General features: G+C 40.2%; 23 protein-coding genes. 15 read left to right on the forward strand and 8 right to left on the reverse strand.

Going from position 1 to position 26,170, the window contains the following annotated elements:
• Positions 1–312: 312 nt before the first annotated feature.
• Positions 313–894, forward strand: a complete 582-nt coding sequence (locus tag M3221_RS19480; protein ID WP_251273370.1) for a GNAT family N-acetyltransferase — start codon at positions 313–315, stop codon at positions 892–894.
• A 356-nt stretch (positions 895–1,250) separates the two neighbouring features.
• Here M3221_RS19480 and M3221_RS19485 read toward each other — a convergent pair whose 3' ends face one another.
• On the reverse strand, positions 1,251–1,802 hold the full coding sequence (locus M3221_RS19485) for an MEDS domain-containing protein (protein ID WP_251273371.1): 552 nt from the start codon (positions 1,800–1,802) through the stop codon (positions 1,251–1,253).
• 32 nt (positions 1,803–1,834) lie between these two features.
• Positions 1,835–2,398, reverse strand: a complete 564-nt coding sequence (locus M3221_RS19490; RefSeq protein WP_251273372.1) for a site-specific integrase — start codon at positions 2,396–2,398, stop codon at positions 1,835–1,837.
• A gap of 324 nt (positions 2,399–2,722) precedes the next feature.
• On the opposite strand from M3221_RS19490, the gene M3221_RS19495 reads away from it, so the two are divergent.
• A complete protein-coding gene (locus M3221_RS19495; RefSeq protein WP_251273373.1) occupies positions 2,723–3,547 on the forward strand; it encodes an STAS domain-containing protein in 825 nt (274 codons plus the stop codon).
• 342 nt (positions 3,548–3,889) lie between these two features.
• Here the strand turns inward: M3221_RS19495 and M3221_RS19500 are convergent, their stop codons facing one another.
• Together M3221_RS19500 and M3221_RS19505 are read right to left on the reverse strand one after the other, a co-directional pair.
• Positions 3,890–4,654 carry an STAS domain-containing protein gene (locus M3221_RS19500; protein ID WP_251273374.1) on the reverse strand — a complete coding sequence of 255 codons (765 nt, stop codon included), beginning with the start codon at positions 4,652–4,654 and terminating at the stop codon, positions 3,890–3,892.
• Positions 4,655–4,989: 335 nt separating this feature from the next.
• Positions 4,990–5,571 (reverse strand): YdhK family protein, encoded by a 582-nt coding sequence (locus M3221_RS19505; protein ID WP_251273375.1) that lies wholly within the window; start codon positions 5,569–5,571, stop codon positions 4,990–4,992.
• A gap of 152 nt (positions 5,572–5,723) precedes the next feature.
• On the opposite strand from M3221_RS19505, the gene M3221_RS19510 reads away from it, so the two are divergent.
• The 4 genes from M3221_RS19510 (at position 5,724) to abc-f (ending at position 11,269) form a co-directional block, all read left to right on the forward strand.
• Positions 5,724–7,115, forward strand: a complete 1,392-nt coding sequence (locus M3221_RS19510) for a sensor histidine kinase (RefSeq protein WP_251273376.1) — start codon at positions 5,724–5,726, stop codon at positions 7,113–7,115.
• The gene (locus M3221_RS19515; protein ID WP_251273377.1) at positions 7,108–7,776 is read left to right on the forward strand and encodes a response regulator transcription factor; all 669 of its coding nucleotides are present in this window, start codon (positions 7,108–7,110) and stop codon (positions 7,774–7,776) included. Before M3221_RS19510 ends, M3221_RS19515 begins: the two co-directional genes overlap by 8 nt.
• Positions 7,777–8,049: 273 nt before the next feature.
• A complete protein-coding gene (locus tag M3221_RS19520; protein WP_251273378.1) occupies positions 8,050–9,129 on the forward strand; it encodes an RNA-guided endonuclease InsQ/TnpB family protein in 1,080 nt (359 codons plus the stop codon).
• Between the two features lie 508 nt (positions 9,130–9,637).
• Complete coding sequence (gene abc-f / locus M3221_RS19525) at positions 9,638–11,269, forward strand: ribosomal protection-like ABC-F family protein (RefSeq protein WP_251273379.1); 1,632 nt, start codon at positions 9,638–9,640, stop codon at positions 11,267–11,269.
• A 218-nt stretch (positions 11,270–11,487) separates the two neighbouring features.
• Here abc-f and M3221_RS27095 read toward each other — a convergent pair whose 3' ends face one another.
• Positions 11,488–11,664 carry a YuzC family spore coat inner layer protein gene (locus M3221_RS27095; protein ID WP_472843778.1) on the reverse strand — a complete coding sequence of 59 codons (177 nt, stop codon included), beginning with the start codon at positions 11,662–11,664 and terminating at the stop codon, positions 11,488–11,490.
• Between the two features lie 896 nt (positions 11,665–12,560).
• Here M3221_RS27095 and M3221_RS19530 point away from each other — a divergent pair.
• Both M3221_RS19530 and M3221_RS19535 read left to right on the forward strand, forming a co-directional pair.
• On the forward strand, positions 12,561–13,715 hold the full coding sequence (locus M3221_RS19530; RefSeq protein ID WP_251273380.1) for a glucose-1-phosphate adenylyltransferase: 1,155 nt from the start codon (positions 12,561–12,563) through the stop codon (positions 13,713–13,715).
• 235 nt (positions 13,716–13,950) lie between these two features.
• Entirely contained in the window at positions 13,951–14,130 is a 180-nt protein-coding gene (locus tag M3221_RS19535) for a DUF2187 family protein (protein ID WP_251273381.1), read from the forward strand.
• Positions 14,131–14,290: 160 nt separating this feature from the next.
• On the opposite strand, the gene M3221_RS19540 is transcribed toward M3221_RS19535, so the two are convergent.
• Positions 14,291–14,581 (reverse strand): hypothetical protein, encoded by a 291-nt coding sequence (locus tag M3221_RS19540; RefSeq protein WP_251273382.1) that lies wholly within the window; start codon positions 14,579–14,581, stop codon positions 14,291–14,293.
• 657 nt (positions 14,582–15,238) lie between these two features.
• On the opposite strand from M3221_RS19540, the gene M3221_RS19545 reads away from it, so the two are divergent.
• Both M3221_RS19545 and M3221_RS19550 read left to right on the forward strand, forming a co-directional pair.
• Complete coding sequence (locus M3221_RS19545) at positions 15,239–16,174, forward strand: sugar ABC transporter substrate-binding protein (RefSeq protein ID WP_251273383.1); 936 nt, start codon at positions 15,239–15,241, stop codon at positions 16,172–16,174.
• 353 nt (positions 16,175–16,527) lie between these two features.
• Complete coding sequence (locus M3221_RS19550) at positions 16,528–17,886, forward strand: RNA-guided endonuclease TnpB family protein (RefSeq protein WP_251273384.1); 1,359 nt, start codon at positions 16,528–16,530, stop codon at positions 17,884–17,886.
• 137 nt (positions 17,887–18,023) lie between these two features.
• On the opposite strand, the gene M3221_RS19555 is transcribed toward M3221_RS19550, so the two are convergent.
• Positions 18,024–18,242 carry a GyrI-like domain-containing protein gene (locus tag M3221_RS19555; RefSeq protein ID WP_311316154.1) on the reverse strand — a complete coding sequence of 73 codons (219 nt, stop codon included), beginning with the start codon at positions 18,240–18,242 and terminating at the stop codon, positions 18,024–18,026.
• Between the two features lie 508 nt (positions 18,243–18,750).
• Between M3221_RS19555 and M3221_RS19560 the strand changes: the two genes are divergently transcribed.
• The 4 genes from M3221_RS19560 to M3221_RS19575 all read left to right on the forward strand — a co-directional run bounded on the left by M3221_RS19560 (position 18,751) and on the right by M3221_RS19575 (position 23,615).
• Positions 18,751–19,722 (forward strand): sugar phosphate isomerase/epimerase family protein, encoded by a 972-nt coding sequence (locus M3221_RS19560; RefSeq protein WP_251273425.1) that lies wholly within the window; start codon positions 18,751–18,753, stop codon positions 19,720–19,722.
• A gap of 66 nt (positions 19,723–19,788) precedes the next feature.
• Complete coding sequence (locus tag M3221_RS19565) at positions 19,789–21,201, forward strand: sugar porter family MFS transporter (RefSeq protein ID WP_251273386.1); 1,413 nt, start codon at positions 19,789–19,791, stop codon at positions 21,199–21,201.
• Between the two features lie 120 nt (positions 21,202–21,321).
• Positions 21,322–22,185 (forward strand): AraC family transcriptional regulator, encoded by an 864-nt coding sequence (locus M3221_RS19570; RefSeq protein WP_251273387.1) that lies wholly within the window; start codon positions 21,322–21,324, stop codon positions 22,183–22,185.
• Between the two features lie 227 nt (positions 22,186–22,412).
• Positions 22,413–23,615 (forward strand): Gfo/Idh/MocA family protein, encoded by a 1,203-nt coding sequence (locus tag M3221_RS19575; RefSeq protein WP_251273388.1) that lies wholly within the window; start codon positions 22,413–22,415, stop codon positions 23,613–23,615.
• Between the two features lie 634 nt (positions 23,616–24,249).
• On the opposite strand, the gene M3221_RS19580 is transcribed toward M3221_RS19575, so the two are convergent.
• Positions 24,250–24,639, reverse strand: coding sequence for a VOC family protein (locus tag M3221_RS19580; protein ID WP_251273389.1), 390 nt, complete (start codon positions 24,637–24,639; stop codon positions 24,250–24,252).
• A 481-nt stretch (positions 24,640–25,120) separates the two neighbouring features.
• On the opposite strand from M3221_RS19580, the gene M3221_RS19585 reads away from it, so the two are divergent.
• Positions 25,121–26,140, forward strand: coding sequence for a Gfo/Idh/MocA family oxidoreductase (locus M3221_RS19585; protein ID WP_251273390.1), 1,020 nt, complete (start codon positions 25,121–25,123; stop codon positions 26,138–26,140).
• Positions 26,141–26,170: the final 30 nt, after the last annotated feature.

The raw sequence follows: 26,170 nt of genomic DNA on the forward strand, positions 1-26,170 counted from the left end.
AGGAATTATCGTTAGTAAGCAAAGGTAATAAACATAAATATTCTAAAGATAAAACTGATTTCGTTAAGTCTATCTTAGATAAAATGAACAAATAACATCAGTTTGTTACTCAACTAACGAGGGCTTTTGTTTAATATCTCGGCTGTCATATCGGCAGCCTTTTCTTATTCGACTAACGGAGCAGGTTAGTGGAAGATGAGTTGCTTAGTCTCCCTCTTTTATCTGTCCCTTATAAAAAATACAAAACTGTCACTTTAATGCAGGACAGGTTGTTTATATAATCATACCAAAGAAAAAAAGGGGAGAAGAATTATGGAGGTAACACCAGTAGTATTAATAGGAGATAGAGTAAAGATACAACCTATGGAGGATTATCACGTACAGGAATTATTTGATGCGGGAAACAATCCAGATATATGGGCACACATGCCAATGAAGGTTCAATCGATTGAAGATATGAAGTACCTTGTGAATGGAGCACTTCAAGCGAGAGAGCAAGGAAGCGAATTTCCTTTTGTTATTTTCGATAAGGATTCGGAGAAAATTGTGGGAAGCACTCGTTTTCTTAATATATCCATACCAAACCGTAACTTGGAAATTGGTTGGACATGGCTGTCTCCAACTGTTTGGCGAACTAGAATAAATACAGAATGTAAGTATCTTCTTTTGAAACACTGCTTTGAGACACTTGGGACAATTCGTGTTCAGTTGAAAACAGATAGTCGAAATGTGCGGTCTCAGCAGGCAATTGAACGGCTGGGTGCGGTAAAAGAAGGAGTGCTTCGGAATCATATGGTTATGCCTGACGGTTATTTAAGAGACTCTGTGTTTTACGGTGTAATCAACCAAGAATGGGTGCTAGTGAAGGACAAATTGGAGAGTATGCTAAAATAATCCCGTATTTTCGAAGTGTTGCTTATTAAACTAAAGGGTGCTTTAGTTGAAGATGGATCATAAAAATGATCAAACTTTATTATAAAAATCACATAATTAATTTAAAGAAAACACTTGATTTTGATCAATCTTTTTTCAAAACCAAGTGTTTTTCGTTTGTTATCAAATATGAATTAATTACGTATTTTTAATCAAACTTTATTTCAAAGTTACACTTAAGCTTATTGTCTTCTAGCTTAACTATGCGTGTTGGAATTCTAACATAAAGGGCGGATATACGAAGAGAGAAGTCTAACTCTGCCAGCAAGGCAAAAAATCCACCAAAGCACTCGATTCAATGGTGGATTTTTTCCTTTTTAAATTGTAACTATTTCATCATCTGTCATGAAAAATTCATGGCACTGCAAAAGAGCATTTTTAAATTCTTTTGTTATTCTGCCCGTGCTATAGGCACATACCGATGTAATATCATTCAAAACAATTAATTTATCTATATTTTGTTCATACTGCTCTACTTCCCGGTATGCATCCTGAAGATCTCTCCATTCCACATGTCCCCACGTTCGAACTGGCTCACTTCTTTCGAGATGGGGTTTTAATGACTTCGTAAAATGATCGAATACGACGACGGGATTGAATGTTCCATTCGTAAAATAAAAATCAAAATTATTGGTGTAATGAATGCGGGATAGCTGCTCTTTATTTAAGATTGGTTTCAGCTTTTGCTGAAGAAGGGAAAGGAACCTCTGGTTTTCAACCATTAAAATATGACTGCCCTGTTCAATGCCTGAGACCACGTAGGTGATCGCATTTTCTAAATACTTATTTGGATCTTGAAAAGAATAAAAGATATGCCCGTTGATTGTCTCTAAAGCACTTTTTAGTTCTGGCTTTTTTTCTATTAACATAATAGCCGCCCCTTGTAATGAATTTTTTATGTTTATAGACAAAATTGCTCAAGCAGCTGATCTGCCGTTTCAGGAGTAACCCCGATGTAGCGAAGTGTAACTGATGGGGCTGAATGGCCAAAGATTTGCTGAAGGGTGGCCACATCTTTTGTTTGCTGGTAAAAGTGGTAGCCAAACGTTTTGCGCATGGAATGGGTGCCGATCGCTCCTTCAATGGTGCACGCCTGTGCAGCACTGTTAATGATCCGCCATGCTGTTTCACGTCCAATGGGGCCGGTGCCTTTTCGAGAAGGAAATAAAAGATCAGAATCTGCCATCTGACGTGTATATTTTTCTATTTCTTGTTTTAGCGTACTTGTCATGCGAACTTTTCGGGTCTGATTCGTTTTTTTCTCTTTAACCTGCAAGTAATCAGTGTTTCGTACGTCTATGACCCGAAGCTTTAAGATATCATTAATGCGCAATCCTGAATTAATACCAAAGATAAATAAAAAGTAATCCCGGTAAGATTGATGAAGAAGATATTCTTTGATTATCTGGATTTGTTCGAGGTCTCGAATTGGATTTACCGTGTTTTGTCCTTGTTTTACTGCCACAAAAGACCCTCCAATTGTATTCAATATGTCTAGTTAAATATAACTTTAATATTCAATATGTTGTATTGTAAATCCTTCTTAGTTATTTGAAGAAGTACTATTTCCCTGTAGATAGGAGTATCTTCGTTACGTATGCCGTCTGTGAAGACAGCTACTGCGTTGTTCTACTAACCTGCCCTACAGTTGAATAAAAGAACAGATAAACACTAAATACACTATAAAAACTGTGAAAACCATTGAAATATTGAATTTAAATTATCTGAATAGTGTGTTTTAATAAAAGTATTATTAATTTTACATGTTCTATATAAAGGGGAGGATAAAATGGAAGAGAAATTTCAGCCTTCATTTAAACTACAAGCCTTCTTCGAGATAAACAATCAGAAATTTGAAGAGAAGTTATTAGAAGAGGCTGTCAATGTTAAAAACAAAATCGATGAAATTTTATCTATTGGCAATATTAACCTTGTTAATAATGCTCACAAGCTGGTTGTTTATATTCTCGATGGAAAAGTAGAAGAACTTGAATTGTTTGCCAAACAGGAAGGTATAGCATGGGCCACTCATTCCATTGACCTATCTTTCAAATTAGAGTGGGTGCAGGCCATCCGCAGAACAATATGGAACCTTATAGAACAGTATAACGACTTAACAGATGAACAGGTAACGGCAAATTTTTTTCATTTGGAGAAAGAAATTAATAATCAAGTTGATGCGTTTCTAAATGCCTTTTTTATTAGTTACTCTACATATAAGGATTCTCTAATTAGAGCTCATAGAAAGCTGGTTGAAAATCTATCCGTTCCTATTATTCCAATTAACAATTCTGTTTGTATCCTCCCTGTGATTGGTTCGGTTGATACGTTTCGAACGTCTATTCTTGAGGAAAAGGTTTTAACCGAAATCGGGGTATCACGTATCCAGACTTTGATCATGGATTTATCGGGAATCGCAGATATGGAACCTCAGGTCATTGATCATTTAACAAAAATTATTGATGGCACTTCCTTGATGGGATGCAACACAGTCATTACTGGATTAAGAGCAGAAGTAGTAAGAAAAATGATACATATGGGACGCTCATTTGATCCTAATACAAAAACACTGGGCACGCTGCAGCAAGCATTAAAAGAATATTTAATAAGCTAGCTGAAATTTAGATGCCTTAATAGAATAAGCTGCAGAAAATAAAGCTGAAGCAGCTAAAAAAAGCCCTGGATGCGGAAAATCCGGAGCTTTTTTCATGTACTATTATTTTGTTTATGCTCCATGCAGTATGCGGTCTGCACCTTACCACCATGCTTGAACATATTAAATGATAAGGTACATGAATAGGCAAATTGAAAAGGAACAGTTGGAAAATCGCTTTTCCTGTGAATAAGCAGAGAAATGTTAGTTCGATAAAATATCTACAAGTTTAGTTTTCATACAGTATACATGTGATGATGTCGTATTGGGATATTTTATGGGCGATAAAAGTTTTCAAAAACATTACTGCTCATTGTCGGCTTCTATAATATATTTTAAGCCCTCATATGTTGTGCTGAATATCAATATATTCCTGTTTAAATTAGTCATTAATCTGGCCAATGCAGGAGGAATACCGACAAGAATACATTGAGCGCCAATTAAATTTACGCAATCAATCAATTTTTGCATTTGATATTCTACGTCATTGTCGAATGTATACAAATCACTCAGGTTTAATAACACAAACTCAATCTGGTTAGCGCTGCATTCTTCTAATATGGAAGAAATTAATAAGTCGAACCGGTTTACGTTAAACTCACCGATCAAAGGCAATGCAATGGCATTGCTCCATATCTTCAATATAGGAGTGGACAAAGCCTTAATCAGCTTTTCCTTCTCTTTTTCTTCTTCTGCCTTTGTCGTCACATCCATAAGCATCACGACAAAGCCTTCAACAGGCTGGCTGCCTTTTTGTATCGGCGTAATCACAATATCTGCAACGAACTGATCACGTATGGTAATGCGAGCTCGATGGGATCCGGAGAGCTCGTCCATAAATTTTTTCTGCTGTTCTGGTTTGCGATGAAAACGACTCATGTTTAACCCGATCATATCACGGCTGCTTGTCAGGCCAAATAAAGGAGCCACCGTTGAAAGAACCTGGTGGGCCTGAGCATTCATCCATACTACATTATAATCTTTGTCTGCAAGAATAATCGTTTCTCCTATACTGTCTAATGCATGCAGAGGAGAAATATTTTCCGGTATTTTTCCGTATATACTCATTGGTCTCCTCCTATTTATGTAAATTTTTCGCCATAAGCTGGTCCTTGCTCTTGACCTTATTATAACGTAAATTTCAAAAGGTACACACTAAACATTGACTAAAACGACTAAGTGAAGGTTCTTTCGACAACCGGCGGAAAAACCCCCAGGGCAGGTTAGTAGAAAGAAACCCGGGTATTTTACTTTTAAAATGAGTATGATTGTCCGTCATTAAAACAGTCGAGGCGATTCTCTTTTCTTAAGTAAAACTTTGAAGAGAAACAACAAGGCATAAAAAGGGCAGAGAAAGAAAGCCATCCAAACATTATACAAACGAATGTCCAGATGGCTTTCATTTATTTAGCAGTTAATTCATCCTCTGTTACCCATTTGTGATTCGTCACTTTTTCATCATCTGTTGTAGTGAAATCGATCATGTACACAGTGGTATTAACCGCAGAATCGACCATGGCTGAAGCACCTTTCATACCTTCCATGTGATCTGCTGCAAGCGTCACTTCGTCTCCAGCTACAAAAGGCTTATGGCCGGCATCCTCAATTTCTTCATGAATGACCCACTTATGGTCTTCAACTGGATCGCCGCCATTTGTTGGTGTATATGAAACGGTGTATGCTGTCGTATCATATGCACCAACAATTTTGGCTTCCGCGCCTTCCATGCCATCCATATGGCCATGCTGAATGATGGCTGTAGAACCGACTGGATAAGCAGGGTCTGCTGCTTCCTCTAAGCCTTCTGGAACCTCGCCGCTGCCAGAGTGATTCATGTTATGTCCGGAATGTGTATCTTCCTCTTCCATTTGCTCCGTTGGTTTAGCTTCGGACTCCACATTTGCTTCTTCTGTGTCACCGCAGGCTGCAAGCAAAAATGAGGAGAAAAGTGCTGTGCCAAGTAATTTTCCTGTTTTTTTGTTCATTAAAACCATCCTTTCGTTTTAATGTTATCTACCTGCCTATCTTATCCAAACTTTTTGCAGTTCTTGTGCATTTTTATTTTTTTCTGCACAAAAAATAAATAACTTCCTTTTATAATAAGGACAGAACGATCTGGAAGAATAGGGGGCACCCCGTGTTTACAAAATTATCATTAAAAATCGGTTTCTTATTTTTTGCCTGCATTCTGCTGATTGAGTCACTTTTGTTTTATACACTGTATGTCACGCTGGTAAATGACCGGGTGGACGAAGTAATGGAGAGTTTGCTGGCAAGAGGAGAAACACACAGTGCTGTCTTAGCATCCAGCTTTGAAGAAGAAACATTAGAACATGTAGGAATGATGGAAGCTGCATCGAGTCTCATTGTAATTGTGACAGACGCAAAAGGGCAGGTTTTAATCCACTCTGACCCGATTGAACCGGAGATGAAAGCAGTGATAGATAATACGAATTTTGTATCCATGCCTGCTGGCGGTAAAGTAGTTGAAACACATTGGAATGAAAAAAGATACATTGCCTCAGATAGCCCAGTAATGAAAGATGGGGATCATCTTGGACATGTGTTTATGTTTTCCGGTACAGAAGGTATTGCACGAATGGTAGAGAATCTGCAGCAGCAGTTTTTCTGGATAGGCATCATGACAGTGGCGTTAACTGTGGTAACGATTATGGGGTTGTCCAGGCTGATTACGCTCCCGCTTATCCGAATGAAAAAAGCGACGGAACAGCTGAGCCTTGGCAACCACCACGTAAACCTGATGATTGACCGGAATGACGAACTGGGTGAATTGGCGGCTTCGATTACGAAGCTATCACAGGACCTTGATCGACTGAAAAAAACTCGGCATGAATTCCTGGGCAGCATTTCACATGAACTGCGCACACCGTTAACCTACATAAAAGGCTACTCGGACATTTTAAACCGACCCGGCTTGTCTGAAAGCGAAAAAGAGAAATATGCTGCCGTTATTCAGGAAGAAACGGCTCGTTTAACAGGCTTTATTCAAGAGCTGTTTGAACTGGCTAAAATGGATCGCCATGAATTTCACATTTCTAAAAAAGAAGAGTCCCTGGATGTCTTGCTTGAATCTACAGTGCATTTTGTCAGCGCCGCTTTTGAACGGGAAGGAAAATCACTATCAGTATCTGGAGATAAAGGTATTCGCGTATTGATCGATATGGAGCGGATGCAGCAGGTGCTGCTCAATCTGCTCGACAATGCACGCAAATATTCAGAGACAGGTTCGCGTGTATCTATCATTGTATCCGAAAAGAATGATGAAGTGACGATTCAAGTGAGAGATGAAGGTATCGGCATTCCAAAAGAAGAGATACCACTTATCTTTGATCGGCTGTATCGTGTGGAGAAATCACGATCGAGAGAAAGCGGTGGATTTGGCATCGGCTTATCGATTGCAAAAGAAATTGTCGAAACACATGGCGGACTGCTTGAAATTCATAGCGAAGTGGGAATTGGCACGGAAGCAACAATTCGGCTTAAGCGCAAGGAGGACCAAAATGGTTAAAATTTTATTAGTTGATGATGAGCAGCGAATGCTCGATTTGATTGCCCTTTACTTGGAACCACACCACTATACATGTCTGAAAGCCAGAAATGGTGAGGAAGCACTCGTATTGATGAAAAAGGAAGCAATTGACCTTGTTATGTTGGACATCATGATGCCAGGTATGGACGGATGGGCAGTATGCAGGGAAATTCGATCTTTCTCCGCCGTGCCCATTATCATGCTTACGGCCCGCCAGCAGGAAGAAGATGTCGTTAAAGGTCTCAGGCTTGGAGCAGATGACTATGTAACCAAACCTTTTGGTGAACAGGAACTTCTTGCCCGGATCGAAGCACTTTTGCGGAGAAGCGTTCCATCAAAAAACATTCAGATAAACGGCTTGAAGTGGGATGAAGAACAGTTTGAAGTCTCTTATGAGGGGAAATCCGTTCGTTTAACGCGAAAAGAGTTTTCTCTGCTCGGTATTTTAATGAGGCACCCAAATAAAGTATTCGAGCGTGCCCACCTGTTAGAACTAGTGTGGGGTTACGATACCGAAACAGAAGGGCGGACGGTTGACTCCCACGTGCGGAATATCCGAGAAAAAATCCGTGAAGCTGGATTTCCTATTGATGACCATTTTCAAACAGTCTGGGGAATTGGGTATAAATGGGTGAATTAAGCAATAGAAAATAAGGTGTAAATGAAAAAATCTAATTGAAACATATTTTAGAAGATCTGCCTAAAACAAGCGGGCTGCCAAAAAGCAGCCTGCTTTACAGACCTTACGAGCGAAAGCCCACTCCTTTAAGTGTGGGATGATAGCGAGGTCGAACCGGGCATGTCTTAAGACATGTCAAAAGTTCGATTTTTTTCTTTTAGTTTCTCTCTCTTGTATACCAAACACTTGTTTGTTATAATTGGTACAACCTAATTTTTGGGAAGGAGGAACGAAATGGAAACCATTTCTTTAAAATTGAAACTAATGAAGCCAACCAATGAAAAAGAACAGATATACTGCAAAATGACCGAATTAAACACCGGCTTTTCCAATTGGCTTCTTCAGTATGATGAACTTTCAAAAGCGACTTCGAAAGTCTACAAACTTTTTTCTACGGACAAATTGCCTTCGGCCATTGTCAACCAAACCATCCGGGAAGTAAAGTCACAAAAGAAAAATCAAAAAGCAAAAGCCTTTCGCCGTTTTTGGTGTACCTTTAACAACCAAAATTTAAAAGTTGAAAAAGAAAACGGCTTATACAAACTCTCTTTTCCTACATTAGAGAAACGAGTCGGTGTTCCCGTTGTGGCAGAGCTCTATCAGCAGCATTGGCTTGATAAAATATTGTCCGGCGAAGCAAAATTAGGTGCCGGCAAGCTTTATGAGAAAAAAGGGAAATGGTATATGTCTGTGGCGGTTTCTTTTGAACCGAAGGTTGTTTCCTCTTCTTCTAAAGTGATGGGTATAGACGTAGGGCTAAATTATTTAGCAGTTGCTTCAATAGGGACAAGTTCATTGTTTTTCAAAGGAAACGAGGCTGCTTTTATTCGAAGAAGATTTACTTCAAGGAGAAAAACCTTAGGAAGAAATAAGCTTCTTTCTGTTATTAAAGACTCTAAAAATAAAGAGTCCCAATGGATGAAAAATCTGAACCATACAATAAGCCGGCAAATCGTTCATTTTGCTGCAGAGAACGGTGTTCGCTGCATTCGAATGGAAGACTTGACAGGCATTCGCCGTAAAGCCAAATCAAAAAAAGACGCAGGCAGAAATCTGCACTCCTGGGCACATTATCAGCTTCAGCAGTTTATTGAATACAAAGCCAAAATGGCAGGGATTCAAGTTGAATATGTGAATCCACATCATACCTCTCAAACATGTAAGTGTGGCCATGTAGACAAAAAGAATCGAAAAAGACACACGTTTGCGTGTGTCAAATGTCAGTATACACTTCATGCTGACGCGAATGCAGCCATTAATATTTCGAAAGCCATCAGCGGCCTTTCAAAAAAGAAAAACAAGCAAGCAGCTTAACCTAGTCCTGTGGTAACAGCAGGACCGCCTGTAAGGTACATGTATGCCGAAGGCATACAAAACGAAGCAGGACGGGCTGATGACACCGCCCTTAACTGAAGGCGAGTTCTAAACAGAAATGGACTGGGAACGCGTTCGCACTTCAGAATCCCACCCGTCTCACCGCAAGGTGAAGGGCTTGCGGCTTTAGCCGTGGGAGTGTCAATGATTTAAGGAAATGCCAGATGGATGTTGTCATTTCCTTTTGTTTTACAGATAAGCTTGTGCTACAATCACTTTAATTAACATGCGGAAAGGAATGACGGGTGGACGATGATTAACTAATCTTATTTTTCGAATTTGAAACCGCATATTTCAAATCACAAAAAATAGGATTAGTCTGCCCATCTTCAATACGTTATACAGCTATTATTGAAAATAGCTTATTTCATCATGCAAAGGTACGGCTAATCCTTCCAACTAACTGGGAGGATTTTTTTATTCTCCCTTTAATGAAAGGGACGATGTTATGAAAGAACTATTAAAGTTATCCAATATGGGTTATGAAATAGGGGACTTCAAGGTTTTTGAGAGAGCCAATGCAAGTGTTCAAAAAAGGGATGTGATCGGTTTAATTGGTAAAAATGGTGCGGGGAAATCCACTTTACTGCAATTAATCCATCGTGACTTAACCCCAACACAAGGGCATATAGAGTGGCTGCAGCCAGATCTGAAAGTGGTCATGGTTGAACAAGAAACCGAGTCACATTCGTTTAAAGATAAAACAACTTCCGAGGCCAGGCTGTTAGAAAAATGGAGTGTGCCAGAACAGGAGTACTCGCATTTAAGCGGCGGGGAAAAATTGAAAGCACGGCTTGCCCAAGGATTTTCAAAAGATGCCGACCTTTTATTATTAGATGAACCAACAAACCATCTCGACGAACAAAGTATAGAATTTCTCGCCAGACAAATTAAACATTATAAAGGCACCATTATTTTGGTTTCGCATGATCGTCATTTTTTAGATGTGATTACCACGAAAATCTGGTCCATTGAAGAAAGAAAGCTTATAGAACACAAAGGAAATTATTCTAGCTATATGGAGGACCGTAAACAGAAAAGACTCACCCAGCAAGGGGAATATGAAAAGCAGCAAAAAATGGTTAAACGAATCGAAGACCAAATGCATAATCTTACTTCCTGGTCCCAAAAAGCCCATGCGCAATCAACAAAGCAAGAAGGCTTTAAAGAACATTACCGCACAAAAGCAAAGCGAATGGACACTCAAGTAAAATCAAAACAAAAGCGTTTGGAAAAGGAGCTCCAAAGGGCAAAAATTGAACCGGTTGAGCCAGAATATGCGGTGCGTTTTTCCATTAAATCAGATCATAAGACAGGAAAACGCTTTTTAGAAATCAAAAATGTAACAAAGTCATTTAACGGACGAACACTTTTCAAAAACGTTAATTTTACGATTCAGCATGGCGAAAAAGTGTCAATCATAGGTCCAAATGGCAGCGGCAAGACCACGTTATTGAACATAATGCTTGGACAGGAACCGGCTGAAGGCAATGTATGGATGTCACCGTCTGCAAATGTTGGCTATTTGACTCAGGAAGTATTCGATTTACCGCTTGACCAAACTCCGGAGCAGCTTTTTATCCAGGAAACATTCGAGGCGAGAGGAAGAGTTCAAACCTTAATGAAGCATTTAGGGTTTAACGCTTTTCAATGGACGGAGCCTATTCGGAATATGAGTATGGGTGAGCGTGTGAAGTGTAAGTTAATGAAATATATTTTAGAAGAAAAAGATGTGCTTATTTTAGATGAGCCGACCAATCACCTGGACCTGCCTTCACGTGAACAGCTTGAAGATACCCTGGCACAGTATAACGGAACGTTAATCGTTGTTTCTCATGATAAGCATTTTGTAGAAAAAACGACCAGCAGCAAACTCGTTATAACGAATTCCACTATACAAAAACAACTGGATAAAGTACAGCCCAAAAGAGACAGTCTGGCTGAATTGCGATTAAAGCTTGAAACAGAAAGACAAGAAGTGTTAGGAAAGCTGAGCTTTATGACCCCAAAGGATGCAGCATACGCAGCGCTTGACCAGAAATTCAATGAACTTACGAAGCAAATAAATAAACTTTCATAAAGAATCTCATAAAAAAGTTCCTTCTTCAACTGATTTTACTCTGGTTGGAGAAGGAATCATGCAAAGTCGAAAAGGATCTTTTTTATAAAATAAAGATGCTTTCGTTTAACGAAGTTAAAAGCATGACCATTCGAATTGTTACTCAACTGTTCGTCTATACAGAACTACGACTTCAGCCATATCTCTGTAATGAATAAAGAAGGAAAATAGCTAAAAACCTAGTTTCCCCATTTAAGGAACATCGTTAAAGTACCGCATTGTGCACCTTGAGCTTGACCATAAATTGTCAGCAAAACACCGCTCGGAGTAAATTCAGTTGTAACAGGCGTATCTATTCCTATCGATTTAATCAAACGGTCAACTTCCTGTTGGCTCCCAGTTTGAGCTGCCGACATTCATCTATTAGCGAATGGAGGTTCAGAAAATTTTTTAAGTATAATGCTGGCTTCGCCAACGGTTTTCTAGAAATAAATTACAGAATACTCAAAAATGGAGATGTCTATAGGAGGGTATTGCCGAATTACAGGGAAGTAAAATAAGGATTTTGGTAATACAAAATAACACCCCTCTTTTTATTAATATAACTATGTAATGAAATGAATGATGGTTACTCTAAGCTTGATTTAGCTGTTCATAAACGCTGCCAAGTAACAAGGAGGATAAGAGATTGAAAGATTCCATGAGTATCCAGCTGCTTGCACGCCTATGTCAGCATCTCTTTCATTTTTTATTACAATCTCCAATTTTCGGCCAGTTTCCCTTGATCAAACGGATAACGATAAGAATAGCTTTTGATTTTAATGTATTTCCTTTTTTAAAATATAGATACTTTTTTAGAAAAATATTGTAATTCCAAACAAATCCTTGTACAATAAGCACTGTAATGAAACCGCTTTAAAACTCCTTTATGTTTCCACTTAACCAGCTTTCTATCATTTCTCATAGCTGGGCTTATAGATGTATCTTAGGCATTCTAATGCAATCCAGGTACATCCCTGTAAAATATAAAACTATTCTTTAACCAGTATTTCATCCAAACGATTTTTTAATAGGGAATTATGCTAAGAAGGAACCAGCCCATAGGGTGAGTTCTTTTTGGTCATGCTCTATTTGTTTGTCGACTTATCAGAATATATAAAATATTTTGTCTACTTTTGTCGAATGTAAAGGTGTCGAATGTAGAGGTGTAGAAATCTATTAAGTGGAGCTTAACAAGGTGATACGCGGAACCCAGCTAACTTGCATACTAGGTCAAAATGAATATATAGAAGAGAAAAGGAGATGGAGCAACATGACAAAACAAAAATGCGTTGCCATGCTTTTGGCGGGAGGACAAGGAAGCAGATTAAAAGAACTGACAGAAAATCTGGCAAAACCAGCAGTGCCATTCGGCGGGAAATACCGGATTATTGATTTTCCATTGTCAAACTGTGCTCACTCAAGTATCCAAACGGTTGGCGTTCTAACGCAGTACCAGCCTCTTGTTTTAAACTCTTATATCGGAAATGGCCGGGCATGGGATTTAGACCGCAGCAGCGGGGGAGTCACGGTTTTGCCGCCTTATGCTAGTGCTTCAGAAATCAATTGGTATACGGGTACAGCGAGTGCCATTTATCAGAACTTCAACTATCTCCAGCAATATGATCCGGAACATGTACTCATTTTATCCGGTGATCACATTTATAAAATGAACTACGATTTAATGCTAGACTACCATATTAAACAAAAAGCAGATGTAACCATTTCTGTGATTGAAGTGCCATGGAGCGAAGCAAGCCGCTTTGGTATTATGAATACAGACGAAAACTACAAGGTTACGCGCTTTGATGAAAAGCCAAAGAAACCGGAAAGTAACCTGGCTTCAATGGGCATTTATATTTTTAAATGGTCTGTTTTAAAGAAATATCTGGAACAGGATGCAAGCAATCCGGATTCTTCTAATGACTTCGGAAAAGACGTAATTCCAGCCATGCTTGAAGATCAGCAAAAACTAGTTGCTTATCCGTTTAAAGGCTATTGGAAAGACGTAGGCACAATCGAAAGCCTTTGGGAAGCCCATATGGATCTGCTAAGCGATGAAAATGAGCTGAATCTGCATGATCGTTCCTGGCCTATTTACTCGGCCAACAAGAGCCTGCCGCCGCAGGTAACAGGGAAAAATGCCTGCGTTAAGCATTCCATCTTAAATGAAGGATGTATTATTGACGGCGAAGTTCAATTCTCTGTCGTATCTCAGAATGTAACCGTTGATGCAAAAGCGGTTGTGAAAGATTCAGTGGTGATGCCAAATGCGTACATAGGAAAAGGTGCGTTTATTGAGCGGGCAATCGTGATGGAAAACGTTGAAGTGCCGGAAAACATGGTGATTCGGAATGAATCAGCGGACATCTTGTTGATCACAAAGGATTTTGTGGCGGCCCATGCAAAAGAATCACTTAACGTCTAAGCGTAATTGAGCGCAGGCACCTTAGGGGGAAGCCGGCTTTCTAGCGTATGGAATGGAAAGTGCTGTCCGAGCATTTTGGTAGAATTGCTGGCTGAATCATGATAAATTCAACAGTATCTTTTCGTCCAATGAAATGAAGTTCTATGTTTCATTGGGTGTATTAGGACAATCTTACAAAAGTATCGGAAGCAAACATATAAAAGCTGGTTTCGTTTGGTGAGAAAGGATGACAAAGATGGCAAAGAAGGTAGCGGAAGTAGGCAGCATCATTGAATTCCACAATGGAATCAAAGGCGTCGTTCAAAAAGTGAATGAAAACTCGGTTATTGTGGCGATTACGGAAAATCAAACGCCACTTGAATATGAAGGAAACCGCACGGTGGTTAATCATAAAAGGTACACAGTTGTTTCTTAATAATGAAAAAGGGCAAACAGACTTCAATGTCTGTTTGCCCTTTTGTTTTTTGTAGAATACTCATTGATTAGTATCTAATAATCCTATCTTAAAAAAGGCTTTAAGGGAGCTTTTTACGGTAAAACACGGATGATTATCAAAGGAGGAAATACTGGAACAGTTATCTTTCTTTCCAGTCATCTATGATGGATTCCACTTGCTTTTTGTCCACGATATTAACCGCAAAATAAACAATATCCTTATATGTCATCTTCCGGATGGGATTTTGAGCCGCGTTATGCAGGTCTCTCAAAACGATGATATCCGGCAGGGTAAAAGCCACTAAGATAATGCTCTTTTTTCCGCTTACGCCCCAGGTGCCTCCTGTACCCAAAACAAGAGGCAGGGGATCCTGTCGGTTTCTAACATAATCATATACCCATTCTTGTTCGCTTAGCGCTTTTTTATTCACAGAGATCGTCTTCCCTTTATTTAAACTACTTTCATACGGTTATATATTTATTATGAAGAGAAAATGGAAACTTATGCGGGACCAACATACAAAGGATGATTCTTGCAATAAGCCGGATTTGGTTATTGTGGGGAATTTGTTTTTTAGTAGTGATTTTCTTCTTTTAAAAAAGAACTGACTATGAAGAAAAGGAAGATATAGATGTAACAACATATTTTTGTAAGAAGTAGATGGATATACGTGTGTAGATGCATATACAAAATATGAGGTTGTGTTTAAGAACAATAAATGGTGATATGAAGCTGCTGTTGTTTTATCCTAATACTTTTCGTACAAACATCCCAACTCCAATATATCTAAACAATTTTGCAGTCAGGTTTCCCGCCTGGCTTTTTTTCTTTTTTAGAGAAGATTTTTCGTCATTGTGGCTTGAAAATGTACAAAGTAGTCGTCAAAGGATAAATACAAAAACGCTTTCTCACTTTACTATTTGAATTAGAAAGGAAAGATGCCGATAAAAAATGATCGGTAATTTTTGATAGCGCTTACTTTGTAATCGCTTTATAGAGGAGGGGGCAGTTAGAAGAAATAAAAAGAAAAGTCACTCTATTAAGTAAGCGCTTTCTTTAGTGAACTATTATAGGGAGGGGATTTTAAATGAAAACAACGAGTAAATGGATCACGATTTTTATTTTATTATTGTCAGTTGGACTAGCAGGATGCAGTGGGGAAGACAGCAATAAAAAAGTAATCGGTATTTCCCTGCAGAACTTTAGTGATGAATTCCGTACCTATATTATCGATGCGATGCAAGAAGAACAAAAAAAGCATCCTGATATTGAATTTGTTTACGCAGATGCTCAAAACGACAGTTCGACTCAAAAAGGGGATATTGAAAACTTTGTTGCGCGCGGCGTAGATGCCATTATTTTCACGCCAGTTGATACCGTCGCGGCCATGGATATTGTCCATATGGTCAATGAGGCAGACATTCCGCTGATTATACTAAACCAGACATTTGATGGTGCTGACAAAGCAGCTGCTTATGTAGGGTCTGAATCGATTGAATCTGGCATTTTGCAAATGGAAGAAGTCGCAAAACTGCTGAATGGAAAAGGAAATATTGCCATTATGGATGGTACGCTGGGCCATGAAGCACAAATTAAGCGGACAGAAGGAAATATGCAGATTATTAAAGAACATCCAGACATGAAAGTAGTCAAACAAGGATCCGCAAACTGGTCACGTCCGGAAGGTATGGAATTAATGGAAAACTGGATGCAGTCAAGCAAGATTGATGCGGTCGTCGCTAATAATGATGAAATGGCGATTGGTGCCATTATGGCGTTGGAATCGGAAGGGAAACTCAAGGATACCGTAGTAGCAGGCATTGATGCTACACCAGCAGCCCTGGATATGATGCAGGAAGGAAAGTTAAAGGTTACCGTCTTCCAGGATGCAGCCGGCCAAGGGAAAGCGAGTATTGAAACAGCTGTTAAAGCAGCAAACGGGGAAGAAGTAGAAGATGCGATCATTCCGTATCAGCTGGTGACCCCGGAAAACGTGGATGAATTTGCGGCTAAATACGAGTAAAGCATCCATGTTCCTGAGAAGGAAGAAAGGGTTCTGGCAGTAATGAATTTGAATTACCATCGCAAAGAAATATAATGAGTGTTCCAAAACAAAAGCCTCTGCTTAGACAGAGGCTTTTGTTTGTTTTGAACAAAAAATTAGCGCCGCATTCCCCTTCAAAATCTCCGATTTAGTGGGGGTTAGGCGCTAAGGTCTTAATTCTTCCTACTCTTCTATATATTTTTTCATTAGACCCATTGCCGCTTCTTATTTATAATCACTCATATTGATTCTCTTTTCGTTTTACAATTGATTTCCATTTTGATACGATCAACGTATCATAAGGACTAAAAAATGGAAAGGAGGGTTTGATCATGAAAGTTGCGAAGTCACTGCTGCACAAAATTACAAACCGGACCGAAATCTTCAATGATACGCTGGATATTTATAATGACGCCCTGTCTTTCATCATTCAAGTGATCGACAAAGAGTTTGATCATACCGACGACCTGACAACAAAATCGATTGTGCCTGCAGTAGAAAAACTGATTCACGCAACCAAATCAAACCCTCTTCCGAAATACAAAGAATTTAACGAGCGTTTTTACAAGTTTCCGTCTTACTTCCGCAGAAGTGCCATTGCTTCTGCTTTTGGCAAAGTAAAGAGCTTTCGCTCTAACTATCAAAACTGGGAAAAAGAGCAAAAGTATGCTCTTTCCGAAGGAAAAAGATTTAAGAAACAGCCACCTCGTCTGCAGGCGAAACATAAAGAATTCCCTGTTTTTTATCGAGGGAATATGTTCAGCAGGATATCCGATACGTCTGCACAAATCAAGGTATTCCACCAGAATGACTGGGTATGGATGGATATCGAATTTAAAGGGCAGGACCTTTATAAACGAGGTGTCTGGGAATGGAAAGAGAACAACCCTAAGCTGATTAAGCGGGGAAAGAAATTCTTCCTTTCCATCAGCTATGAAAATAAAGTTACATTAACGAAAACGCCTATTCAAGAACAAAAAGTGTGTGCGGTAGATCTCGGACTGACGAATTCTGCGGTTTGTTCGGTTATCGATGCAACAGGCACTGTCATAGGCCGGACATTTATTGACCAGCCTAAAGAAAAAGACCGGCTGCAGACGTTAACGAACAAGCTTCGGAAAGCCCAGCGGGCAAGCGGCCGTATTCAGGCGCCGAATTTTTGGCGGCAGATCAATGGGTACCAGCAGCATATTGTCCGCCACACCAGCCATGAAATTGTAAAATTCGCGGTAAAGCATGGCTGTGACGTTATCATATTCGAGTACCTGGGCAGAATGAAAATCCCAAAGGGGTTTTATGGAGCCAAGAAACTTCGTTTTAAGCTTCACGGATGGCGAAAAATAAGCATCCAGAACATAGTGGAAGAAATGGCGCACTGTCTGGGCATGCGCATATCCCGGATCAATCCGCGAAACACCAGCGCGCTGGCATTTGATGGCTCTGGAAAAGTGGAACGGAACCGGAAAAAAGACCTTGCCACGTTTTCAACGGGCAATGTCTATCACGCGGATTTGTCCGCTTCTTATAATATCGGGGCCCGTTATTTCATTCGGGCTTTTCAAAAATCCATTTCGGAAACGAAATGGTTGTCACTTCAGGCAAAAGTTCCTGAGCTGGCAATAAGGACATCCCAGACCTTGTCTTCGTTCATTAGTCTCCATCATGCACTCGGGCTTCCGAAGGAAGCTTAACCCGCTGATGTTGTACCGTATTCAAGATAAGGGATGCTCCATCAAAATCTTTGATTTAGGTGGAGAGGTTCACACAACCTGCAATTGCTGGTTTAAATAAAGTTTAGTCACTTTACTCACTACAACCAGAATGGCCATTATTTTATAGGCACGTAGATTTCGCAAATATGATTGGAAAGCATTTCTCTGCTGTATCTTTCAAATGCAGGCTGATCGTCAATCGGATAACCGCCGTTTGACAGCTCAGAAAAGATGTTAGTCCATGCTTTTTGAATGTCTTCTGCTGTGTGTTTCACTTCATGAATGGCGTATTTTCCACCGGAGAATTCGTCTTCGCTGACTTTCAGTGGTAATATTTACTGCATTATAAAAATATAATCATTTAGTTTTTTTAAAAAAAAGCACTGTGTGTAAAATACGCAAACCATATACAGATCCAATAAAGTGGCAGGTTAAGCGAAAAATAAGCATTTGAGACTGAGAAAATGATCAAGCCTTCCAAAAAGTTAAACTGAAATGTATCCATTTGAATCAGCTTTTTTAAATAGATTCAGTGAGAATGTCCTTAAAGTACAATGAAAAGACCTTATAGTGTAAATACATATTTTCTTTCCTGTCCTATAATTATGAATATAAGCAATAAGATCTTTCTTATTTTGTACAAAATGATAACGATTTCATCATTGAGTTTGACTGAGAAAGATCAGTTTTAAAAGGGGAAGGCTGAAAATTCAATGAAGCGATTTTCAAGTGAGAGAAGACCTTAAAAGTTAAAAAGGTAGATTTAAGCTTGTCTTCTTTTTACAGAGAATATTTTTCCCTTCGCATTAATCTTACTAAATATATAGGAGGAATTTGATTATGATGAAAACAGGTTTAGTAACAGATATTTTAGGATACATGCCATTCGAGCAAATGCTCGATACGTGCGTAGAGCTGGGAATTGAATTGCTGGAGCTTGGATGCGGCAACTGGTCAAAAGCACCGCATGTAAATATCGATGAATTATTAGAAAGCGCTATCAAACGTGAGCAGTTTATGGATGCTATTCAAAAACGCGGCCTCAGTATTGCTGCGCTGAACTGCTCAGGCAATCAGCTGAACCCGTCAGAAGAAGGCACATTACATAAAGCGGGCGTTGAAAAAACATTTCAGCTTGCTGGCCTTTTAGAGGTTGAAACCGTAGTAATGATGTCCGGATGCCCGGGCGGGGGACCGAATGATCAAACACCAAACTGGATCACACACCCGATCTTGCCGCAGCATTTTAACATGCTTGACTGGCAGTGGAATGAAGTAGCGCTTCCTTACTGGGAGAAAGCGGTGAAATCAGCGAAAGAATACGGCGTTCAGAAAATTGCCATTGAAAACCTTGGCTACAACCTCGTTCATAACGCAGAAACATTGTTGAAGCTGCGTAAGGAAGTCGGCAGCATGGTCGGTATGAACCTTGATCCGAGCCACTTGTTCTGGATGGGCGGCGACCCCATTGCGGCAGCACGGACGCTTGGAGACGCAATCTACCATGTTCATGCGAAGGATGTACGATTAGAGCGCGGAATTGTGGATGCACAGGGATTGATTGATGTGAAGCCAATGGAAAGCTTTGCGTCCCGTTCATGGAACTATGTAGCGCTTGGCTACGGGCACGATGCAGCTTATTGGAAAGAATTCTTCACGGTTGTGAAGATGACTGGATACGAAGGACCGGTCGTGCTTGAAATGGAAGATTTAACGATGGAGCCGCTGACAGGTGTGAAAAAATCAATGGATATATTGAAAGAAACATTGCCAAGAGACTTCGAAACAAAACTACGTACGGTACTTGTTAACTGATCTATAGGCATAAAAAAGGATTATGACGGCCACGGAAAAGCATTACACTTGAAGGGAGAGATTTACATGAGTGAACAGAGAAATCAGAAGTCGTTTTTAACTACTATCATTGTTATTTCTACGTTCGGCGGGCTTCTCTTCGGATACGATACCGGAGTGATCAATGGTGCTTTGCCTTTCATGTCTGAAGCGCTTGGGCTTAACTCATTTACGGAAGGTGTTGTCGCAAGCTCTCTGCTTTTTGGGGCTGCATTGGGTGCCGTAGTGGGCGGCAGGCTGTCTGACTACAACGGGCGCCGAAAAAATATTTTATACCTGGCCGTATTCTTCTTTATTGGGGCTCTGGGATGTACACTTGCTCCTAACGTCACGGCCATGGTCATTTTTCGCTTCTTGTTAGGGCTTGCCGTTGGTGGTGCATCGGTAACCGTTCCGACTTATTTAGCAGAAATCTCTCCAGTGGAGAGCAGGGGACGAATGGTGACGCAAAACGAATTGATGATCGTTGGCGGTCAGCTGTTGGCTTTTGTCTGCAATGCTGCCTTGGGCAATATGATGTCTGACAACATTCACGTTTGGCGTTACATGCTTGCCATCGCAGCGCTGCCAGCTGTATTCCTGTTTGTTGGGATGATCAGAATGCCAGAGAGTCCGCGCTGGCTTCTTTCAAAAGGGAAATACGAAGAAGCCCTGGCGGTTCTTCGAAAAATACGTACAGAAGAGCAGGCGCAAGCAGAGTTTAACAAAATCAAGGGTACGGTTTTGAATGAAGCAAAAGTCAAACAAGCAGCATTGCAGGACTTGGCTGTTCCATGGATACGCCGTATCGTTTTCCTTGGAATTGGTATTGCAGTTGTACAGCAAATTACCGGTGTTAACTCGATTATGTATTACGGTACTGAAATCCTGAAAGACGCAGGCTTTCAAACAGAAGCAGCTCTAATAGCCAACATTGCCAATGGTTTAATTTCGGTGATTGCTGTTTGTGTAGGGATCGTACTTCTCGGCAAAGTACGGCGCAGACCGATGCTTTTAGTTGGACTTGCCGGCACTACGACTTCGTTGCTGCTGATTGGGATCTTTTCCAACGTGCTCGATGGAAGCGGTGCACTTCCTTATGTGGTTCTTTCTTTGACTGTTACTTTTCTTGCGTTTATGCAGGGAGCTGTTGCCCCTGTCACATGGCTTATGCTTGCCGAAATATTCCCGTTACGTCTGAGAGGCTTGGGAATGGGGATCAGCGTATTTTGTTTATGGATCGCAAATTTCTTTATTGGATTGACGTTTCCTGTGCTGCTCGAAAACATCGGCTTATCGACGACTTTCTTTTTCTTCACCGCCATGGGGCTTGCCGCCATCGCATTTGTGAAGAAGTTTTTACCTGAAACAAAAGACCGGACACTGGAAGAGCTGGAATTTTCTTTCCGTGCCCATCACACCACACGAATTCAAAAGAACACATCTGAAAAAGTCCTTTAACGACTATGCTCATTCGTATAGAATGGCTATAATCTAGTTTTTTGATTACTATCTTAATTTTTTAAAAAGTACTTATTGTTTTTTTTATTTGAAATCTGTTTATTGAGGGGGTTCTGCTTAATGAATTTAAGTATGGCTGTTCGATCTTTGCAGCGTGGAGCTAATCTTTGTGAAGGAAAAGACCTTTCTATCCGCGTTCACTATTGGGGAGCTGACAGAAAGCATGTGGATACCCCTCTTCATAAACATTCATTTTTTGAAATTTGTTATGTAGTAGACGGCAGCGGTCTTTACTTCGAAAATGGGCAGGATTTTCTTCTCGCAAAAGGAACGTTTTTCTGTTCTCGCCCCAACCAGCTCCATAAAATCTATGAAGGAAAGAATTTATACCTTTTATGGGCTGCCTTTGAAATAGAAAAAGAGAATACTTCACGGGAACAGCAGCTATTGTTTGAGGAACTAGCAAACGAGCAAAACATTTACCTTCCTAATTCGGAAAATGAGCCAGCGGTACTGTTATGGAAGACCTTAATGAAACATGCTGAGCAGCAGTCTTCGTCAGAGGTTTTGAAAGCGATCAGCCTGTCTCTTATGCTGTCCCTTCAGGCTTTATTCTGTGGAGTACGGGATCATCAAAAGCCTCGGCCATTTTATGACAATAAGGAGCAGATGATTGAGAAAGCCCAAAGATTTATCCAGGATAATTTAGCCCAGCCGCTTTCTTTAAACGAGGTGGCCCGCTTTTTTCATATTTCTCCGCGTCATTTATCGCGCTTATTCAGTGAGACAACCGGTATGTCCTATACCTCTTATGTGCGGCAGGAAAGGGTAAGGGAAGCTTCTAAAAAAATCAGGTCTACAAACCGCTCAATCACATCAATTGCATACGAGTGCGGTTTCACTTCTGTTCATTATTTTTGCCGGGTCTTCCTGCAGGAAACAAGCATCACACCCGCTGAATACAGGAGACGAAACCAAGTTTGAGGAAAGTTCAAACGAAATGCAGTAAATTAGAGTCTTGTAAAAAGTAAGCGTTTCAATATGTCTTAAAAGTACAACATCACGACTTGATAATCTAAATACAAAAATAAAGACCGTTCTTATAATGAAATTGTAGAGTTTCGATATTGAATAGGCTTTCTTTTTAGGGAGAGAAAGCGCTCACAACCAATGCCTGATATCATTTCTAAAAATGGAGAGGAGTTTTCGATATGTTGAATGGTGAAAAAAAGATCGCAAGACCACTGCGCTGGGGAATGGTTGGGGGAGGACGGCTTGGACAAGTCGGCTATAAGCACCGTATTGGTGCCCTTCGTGATAATACCGCTTTTCAATTAGTAGCGGGTGCTTTTGATATTGATCCAGAACGCGGAAAAGATTTTGGCGTAAACCTGGGTGTAGAAGAAAACCGCTGCTATCCAGATTACCGTACGATGTTTGCGGAAGAAGCGAAAAGAGAAGACGGCTTAGAAGTCGTGTCTATCGCGACGCCAAACGGCACACATTATGAAATCACAAAAGCGGCGCTTGAAGCAGGCCTTCATGTCATCTGTGAGAAACCGTTGTTCTTCACGTCAGCGGAAGGGGAAGAAATCAAGCAGCTTGCCGAACAGCAGGGCAAAATCGTAGGCGTTACATACGGATTCTCAGGCAACCAGCTGCTGCTTCAGATGCGCGCGATGATCGAGCAGGGCAAAATCGGCGACATCCGCATGGTAGAACTGCAGTATACGCACGGCTTTAGCGCCACAGACGAAGCCGATAAATTCAGCGATGCACAAAAGTGGCGGGTGGATCCGAAGATTGCTGGACCGACCTTTGTTCTAGGCGACCTTTCGACCCACACGTATTACATGTCACAGCTTATCATGCCGAACATGAAGATTAAGAAGCTGCTTTGCGACCGCCAGAGCTTTATCAGCAGCCGGGCGCCGCTGGAGGACAATGCTTACGTCATGATGCATTATGAAAACGGGGCGGTAGGCAGACTATGGACATCTTCTGTCGATGCAGGCTGCATGGACGGACACCGCATCCGTATTGTCGGCTCAAAAGCAAGCCTGGAGTGGTGGGACAGCAAGCCGAATGAACTTCGTTATGAAGTGCAGGGTGAGCCGATTCAGACACTGATCCGCGCCATGCCTTACTTGGATGAAAGCTGCAACGCCGATGAGCGTCTGGGCGCTTTGCATATGGAAGGGCTGTCTGAGTCGTGGGCCAATATCTACCTTAAATTTGCGATAGCAATGGATGCGAAAAACCGCGGCGATGAGGAAACATTAAAACATCTAGTATATCCGGACATTGACGCTGGAATCGACGGCATCCGCTGGATTGAAAACTGTGTCCGTTCTGCCGAAAACGGTTCTACATGGGTCGATTATGCTGACCAGCCGGCTTTAAACCTAAATTAAGTTACAAAAATGTTGAAAGCCGGTTAAATCAGATTGCGATTATGAAAAAGTGAAAGAGAACGAATGAATATTTTCACGACGATATAGATGTCAAGATTTGTTTTTTTAACGGCTTTTTTGTTCTTGGTTAGCTTAAGCAATAAAACCCGCCTAGAAGCGGGTTTTTTGTTTTGCAGTAAATAGAACTTTAAAATGATCTAAGCTCCGTTTTCTTTTATATCAGTGTTCTCGTTTTTCCTATGTATCGGATTGTAATAGGTTAAGAATATACATCATCATCTAATGCTGTTTTTGTCATAGAGAGGTCTTATGTATATTCATATGCTGGTATATATGTATTTATGTATATTAATATACATGTATACAAAAGAAAATATAAGTGCAGGGATAGAGAGTTGTGCAAAAGAAGCTGTTGCCTAAAAAAGATCAAAGTTGCCTTTCCGGGCATGATGTAATAAAAACGCATTTATATAAAAAAGTAAAAGGGTTGAAAGTGGGCTGAACAAAAAAGACTTACCTATTTAAAATAAAGGCGTGTTGTATTCCATTTTGGTTTTTAAACAAAAAAAGCCGTTTTTTAAACGGCTTTTTGAGCTTTGTTCTTCGACTAACGCAGCTTTTAGGGAAATATAGATTACTGATTTTTTTCAAGTACAGCAAAGTAATTTTCTTCATTGTCAGCAAAGTTAAATACTCTTCCTTTATCAGAAGGCATATTGACTATTTCTCCGACTGTAACATTTTTATTTGATAAGTCGTTATATAACTGGTCGAAATCTGCAGTAAAAAACATCAATGAAGGAGTATCAAGATTTAACCCAGGGGACATTTTAGCAACGAGTTCTTTATTTTGCAGAATAATGCTTGTTTCTGCATCTTTTGTTGGGGCTATTTCGATCCATCTCATTCCTTGTCCATTATTCTCTTCAGAAATGACGTGAAACCCTACTTTTTCTGTCCAAAAATTCACTGCATCATCTTGATTGTTTACATACAACATAATTTGTCCGACTTTGCTGATCATAAACTTCATCACTCCTCCGTTTTTACTTTAAGTATTCGTTATTTGAAAGAAAAATCCTCTTCAACCCTACACCGTTAAGTTAACAGGAAAATCAACAGCCGCCTTTAAAAGAGCTCAAACATTAAAAAATTAGCAGCATGCATGAAAAATACCGTCACTTCTCATCTGCCTGCGTACACAGCTTAAAAACCTCAAAACAAAGAGCTGTCTTGGCGAATGATAAGCGGAAAAGAAATGAATTCATTTAGTTGAAAAACAGGAAAGTTGTTTCCTTTTTATTTCTTAATTTTGTAGTAAATCGGATGATGAAATATCTAATAATACAGCCAACATAATCAATAATCATAAGGGATATTGCAAACTGATCTGTTTTTTAGTTAAAAAACGTTTGACTAATATTTTGTAATGGCTTACAATCTGATTCAAAGGAAAGTGCTTTCCTAATTGAAGCAGGGATATAAACCATTTTGGAGGGATTGTTATGAATAAAGTAAACATTGGGTTAATCGGCGCCGGGCGAATGGGCGCTTTTCATGGAGAAAGCATTGCTTACCGTGTATCACAGGCTAATTTGTATGCGGTTGCAGATCCGGTTCCTGGTGCTGCAGAGAATTTAGTAAAGAAATTAAATGTAGATGCAAAAACGTATACAGACCCGCTGGACTTAATTCAAGATCCGCAGGTGGATGCTGTGGTCATTGTTTCACCTGCCCGGACGCATGCGCGCAACGTCCTTGCGGCAATTGAACACAAGAAAGCGGTATTTTGTGAAAAGCCAATGGCAGTAAACTTGGAAGAAGCCAATGCCATTGTGCAGGCAGTAGAGGAAACAAACGCGGTCATGCAGGTAGGATTTAATAGAAGATTTGAAAAAGGGTTTAAAGCAGCTCATGAAGAAATCGTTTCCGGAAAAATAGGCACTCCGCAATTAATAAAATCAACGACAAAAGATCCAAAACTGAATAGAGCGGAATCTATTCCAGAATGGACCATCTTTTTAGAAACTCTCATTCATGACTTTGATACCCTTATGTATTTAAATCCTGGTGCAAAGCCAGTTGAAGTGTATGCAATGGCGGATGCGCTGATTCGGCCGGATTTGAAAGAAAGCGGACTATTAGATACAGCACTTGTTACAGTGAAATTTGACAACGGAGCCATGGCTACGGCAGAAGCCAATTTCCAGGCCGTATATGGTTATGACATTCGAGGCGAAGTATTTGGCTCAAACGGCATGCTGACTGCCGGTGGAATACGTCAATCCAGCATGACAAGATACGACCAGAACGGTGTAAGTTTTGATACATCCCGTTATGATCAGGATTTACTATTTGATGCTTACGTTGACGAATTAAGAAGTTTCGCCGATTGTGTGATCAACAACAAGCAGCCTTATGCGACCGCAAAAGATGCACGCTGGGCGCTGCAAATCGCTCTTGCCAGTATAGAGTCGGTTAAAACCAATCGTCCGGTCAAAATCGAGAGCCCTGTTTTTATTTAAAGAGAGGACAGAAGAGCCGCCAAATAGGCC

Origin of the sequence: Domibacillus indicus (assembly GCF_023715895.1) — a bacterium.
Taxonomy (GTDB): domain Bacteria; phylum Bacillota; class Bacilli; order Bacillales; family Domibacillaceae; genus Domibacillus; species Domibacillus indicus_A.

Coding starts and splice junctions, on each gene's coding strand:
- M3221_RS19520 (WP_251273378.1), top strand. CDS start 8,050: ATGGAAACCATTTCTTTAAAATTGAAACTAATGAAGCCAACCAATGAA.
- M3221_RS19495 (WP_251273373.1), top strand. CDS start 2,723: ATGGAAGAGAAATTTCAGCCTTCATTTAAACTACAAGCCTTCTTCGAG.
- M3221_RS19570 (WP_251273387.1), top strand. CDS start 21,322: ATGAATTTAAGTATGGCTGTTCGATCTTTGCAGCGTGGAGCTAATCTT.
- M3221_RS19535 (WP_251273381.1), top strand. CDS start 13,951: ATGGCAAAGAAGGTAGCGGAAGTAGGCAGCATCATTGAATTCCACAAT.
- M3221_RS19545 (WP_251273383.1), top strand. CDS start 15,239: ATGAAAACAACGAGTAAATGGATCACGATTTTTATTTTATTATTGTCA.
- M3221_RS19585 (WP_251273390.1), top strand. CDS start 25,121: ATGAATAAAGTAAACATTGGGTTAATCGGCGCCGGGCGAATGGGCGCT.
- M3221_RS19485 (WP_251273371.1), bottom strand. CDS start 1,802: ATGTTAATAGAAAAAAAGCCAGAACTAAAAAGTGCTTTAGAGACAATC.
- M3221_RS19580 (WP_251273389.1), bottom strand. CDS start 24,639: ATGATCAGCAAAGTCGGACAAATTATGTTGTATGTAAACAATCAAGAT.
- M3221_RS19480 (WP_251273370.1), top strand. CDS start 313: ATGGAGGTAACACCAGTAGTATTAATAGGAGATAGAGTAAAGATACAA.
- M3221_RS19505 (WP_251273375.1), bottom strand. CDS start 5,571: ATGAACAAAAAAACAGGAAAATTACTTGGCACAGCACTTTTCTCCTCA.
- M3221_RS19515 (WP_251273377.1), top strand. CDS start 7,108: ATGGTTAAAATTTTATTAGTTGATGATGAGCAGCGAATGCTCGATTTG.
- M3221_RS19560 (WP_251273425.1), top strand. CDS start 18,751: ATGAAAACAGGTTTAGTAACAGATATTTTAGGATACATGCCATTCGAG.
- M3221_RS19575 (WP_251273388.1), top strand. CDS start 22,413: ATGTTGAATGGTGAAAAAAAGATCGCAAGACCACTGCGCTGGGGAATG.
- M3221_RS19500 (WP_251273374.1), bottom strand. CDS start 4,654: ATGAGTATATACGGAAAAATACCGGAAAATATTTCTCCTCTGCATGCA.
- abc-f (WP_251273379.1), top strand. CDS start 9,638: ATGAAAGAACTATTAAAGTTATCCAATATGGGTTATGAAATAGGGGAC.
- M3221_RS19550 (WP_251273384.1), top strand. CDS start 16,528: ATGAAAGTTGCGAAGTCACTGCTGCACAAAATTACAAACCGGACCGAA.
- M3221_RS19565 (WP_251273386.1), top strand. CDS start 19,789: ATGAGTGAACAGAGAAATCAGAAGTCGTTTTTAACTACTATCATTGTT.
- M3221_RS27095 (WP_472843778.1), bottom strand. CDS start 11,664: ATGTCGGCAGCTCAAACTGGGAGCCAACAGGAAGTTGACCGTTTGATT.
- M3221_RS19530 (WP_251273380.1), top strand. CDS start 12,561: ATGACAAAACAAAAATGCGTTGCCATGCTTTTGGCGGGAGGACAAGGA.